Here is a 3156-nt window from a genome sequence, read left to right on the forward strand (position 1 = left end):
CGCTTTCCATGGGGCGAGATTCTTTAGCCTCCATGAACCCGTTATGAGTAAGGAAAAATTCACATTTTGCGTTGATAGATACTCATGAACCCGTTATGGGTAAGGAAAAATCCACATTCGCAATGATAGGTACTCATGAACCCGTTATGAGTAAGGAAAAGTCCACATTTTGCAATGATAGGTACTCATGAACCCGTTATGAGTAAGTAATGATCAACGATTTATAATTATAGATACTCATGAACCTGTCATGGGTAAGGAAAAATCCACATTTTGTGATTATAGATACTCATGAATCCGTTATGAGAAAGTTAGACTAAGTTTTATGACGGCAAGCTGAAAAAAAACACCCATGATAGGTGTTTTTTCAAGTAAGGTGTTTTCAAAACCTATTTAAATCTTTTAAATCCTAAAAAATGTTGGTTCCAATATGAATTGTTTATTTTAGAAATAGTTACGCCTGAACTGCTACTTGCATGGATAAACTCATTATTATTAATCACTATACCCATGTGGGACGGTCCATAAGTATAAGTGTTTTGGAAAAAGATTAAATCTCCAGGTTGAAAGTCATCTACAGTTTTTAAATTAGAACTATTATACCAATATCCTGCAACATTTGTTCTAGGAAGTGACAATCCAGATTCTTTGAATACATAAGAAATAAATCCACTACAGTCAAAACCTGATGGAGTTTCTCCACCCCAAATATAAGGTACACCTGAATACTTTTTTGATTTGGTGATTAAAGTTTGTACATCAAATGATTGAGCGTTATTTGAATCAACTTTATTTGAATCTGTCTGACTTGAATCTACCTTGTTTGAATCCGTCGTATTTGAACTTGTCTCTTTTCCAACATAAGATGCACCTATATACCCTATTACCCCATTAAATTTTACCTTATACCAACCATTAGATAATGAGATGACATCTAGTTTTTGATTTTTATTAACACTACCTAAAATCTGATAAGAAGTTCCAGCCCCAGATCTTACGCGTAAACCATTAATAGTAGAAATATAGTTACCCGAACTGACCACTTGATTATTATTACTATTAGTCGATTCGGTAACTTTTCCAACATAGGATGCGCTAATATACCCTATTACTCCATTAAATTTTACCTTATACCAACCATTAGAAACTGAGATTACATCTAATCTTTGATTTTTATTAACACTACCTAAAATCTGATAAGAAGTTCCTGCGCCTGATCTTATGCGGACACCATTACCAGTAGAAATGTAGTTACCCGAACTGACCACTTGATTATTATTACTATTAGTCGATTCGGTAACGTTTCCAACATAAGACGCACTGATATATCCTGTTGATCCATTAAATTTTATCTTATACCAACCATTAGACAATGAAATGACATCTAGTTTTTGATTTTTATTGACACTGCCTAAAATTTGATAAGAAGTACCAGCTCCAGATCTTACGCGGACACCATTACCGGTTGATTTATATTTACTAATAGTATTATTTGAATAAAGTTTACTAGATTGCAGAGTTTTCTTGGAATCAATCGAGGCTGCAGCTGCAGTAGTATTATATGGAATTTGAATTGTTAATGTTGAAGCAAGTCCAACTAATGCCAATGAGTTTAAAGTTCGCTTTTTGTTTCTTTCTCCTTTCAAATTTAACTTTATTAAGGTACTTGCTGATTTCGATTTCATTACTAACCTTCCCTCTAACCAATAACTGAAATAACAAAGAAAAAATCCCTTACCTCATTTAATTGTAAGGGCAAATCTAAGATTACATGAACTTGGTAATTAAATTATTTAAAATGTGAGATCACATTTAGTTTAAATTCTAACATAAGTTCATAGATATCTTCACTTATTTAGTGTTAAATTTTTCCGGAAAAGTAAATTATATTCAAAATTTACTAAAAAAAACAAGGAAGAATATGAAACTTTCATTATTTAACAACGTGGAAAAACTGTATAGTTTTTAGTAAATACAGATAAGTTTATTGCTTCAAGAAGGTTTTGTTAAGTAAACTAATAATATAGATAATACAAGTTGTTAGGAAATAAAAGCGTAAAAAAGTCTATTAAAATCTTAATCCTATCCTTTAATTGGAGGTGCAAGTCAAAGTGACAAAGCTTGAACTTGATATTGAAAACATACAAATTGCAAAACATACGGATTATAAAGGCTATAAAATTAGATTTTCAATTAATCAACAGCAGTATGTACTTTTAGTCGGTAAAACAAATATATTATTTCCTTTGTCTCTAATTCACACTTTTAATGAAAAAGGAACATGTCAGCTATGCAATAAACTAGTTTTTCCATCAAATTTTAGTCAACAAGTTTGTCCAACTTTATTTAATAGAAGAAAAGAATTATTAGCTTATTTCCAAGAACATTATTCTGAACAATTTTAATCAGATCTAAAATGGCTTTTGACAATCGTCGACCAAAGTAAAATAATAAATTAATTAAGAAATCGTGATAAAAAACTACTTTTTGGGTAGTTTTTATTTTTTTATGAAAATATTTAACGATAATGAGACATAAAAATAGCATTTCGTCATATATTTTGTTGAAAACGGAGGTGCTATTACACATGGTGATTCAAGACTTAGATATTCAAAACGTAGTAATTAGTAAGCTTGGGGGGTACGATGGTTATAAAATAAGCTTTTCAGTTAATCATCAAAGCTACATATTATTAGCCGGAAAACAAAAAACGATTTTCCCTTTGTCTATTAAACATGCTTTTATTGAAAAGGAAAAGTGTCAGTTTTGCAATAAACTTGTATTTAAATCTGCGATCAGCCAGCAAATTTGTTTGAATCTCCTTCTTAAAAAAAGCGATTTATTAACGTATTTTCAGCAAAATTATCCTGACCCATTTGAGCAAATATAAGTATATTATTTAAAGAAAACTGTCTTGGAAAAACCACTAAAGAGGTGGTTTTTTGTTTGTAAAATGAGTACATATAAGTGTTTAATCCTCCATGAATTCAAAATAGTTGTTTAAGATTTGTAATGATCTAGTTAAAAAAACACTGTAGAAATACGATTATAATTGTTGTACTATTCTTATAATTATATTTTTATTGGGGGATCTTTGCATGTCTAATTCTTTATTACCGACAAATACTATTTCTTTACAATTTTATAATGATAAAT

The 3156-nt window shown here is 30.1% G+C and carries 3 protein-coding genes; 2 read left to right on the forward strand and 1 reads right to left on the reverse strand.

What is annotated here, in order from left to right:
- Nucleotides 1–389: 389 nt before the first annotated feature.
- The gene (locus tag CN514_RS21515; RefSeq protein ID WP_098234330.1) at nucleotides 390–1685 is read right to left on the reverse strand and encodes a C40 family peptidase; all 1296 of its coding nucleotides are present in this window, start codon (nucleotides 1683–1685) and stop codon (nucleotides 390–392) included.
- 426 nt (nucleotides 1686–2111) lie between these two features.
- Here CN514_RS21515 and CN514_RS21520 point away from each other — a divergent pair, with 426 nt between their 5' ends.
- Together CN514_RS21520 and CN514_RS21525 are read left to right on the forward strand one after the other, a co-directional pair.
- The gene (locus CN514_RS21520; RefSeq protein ID WP_098234331.1) at nucleotides 2112–2405 is read left to right on the forward strand and encodes a hypothetical protein; all 294 of its coding nucleotides are present in this window, start codon (nucleotides 2112–2114) and stop codon (nucleotides 2403–2405) included.
- Between the two features lie 182 nt (nucleotides 2406–2587).
- Nucleotides 2588–2890, forward strand: coding sequence for a hypothetical protein (locus tag CN514_RS21525; protein WP_098234332.1), 303 nt, complete (start codon nucleotides 2588–2590; stop codon nucleotides 2888–2890).
- Nucleotides 2891–3156: the final 266 nt, after the last annotated feature.

It is taken from the genome of Bacillus sp. AFS001701 (assembly GCF_002559405.1).
Lineage (GTDB): Bacteria > Bacillota > Bacilli > Bacillales > Bacillaceae_G > Gottfriedia.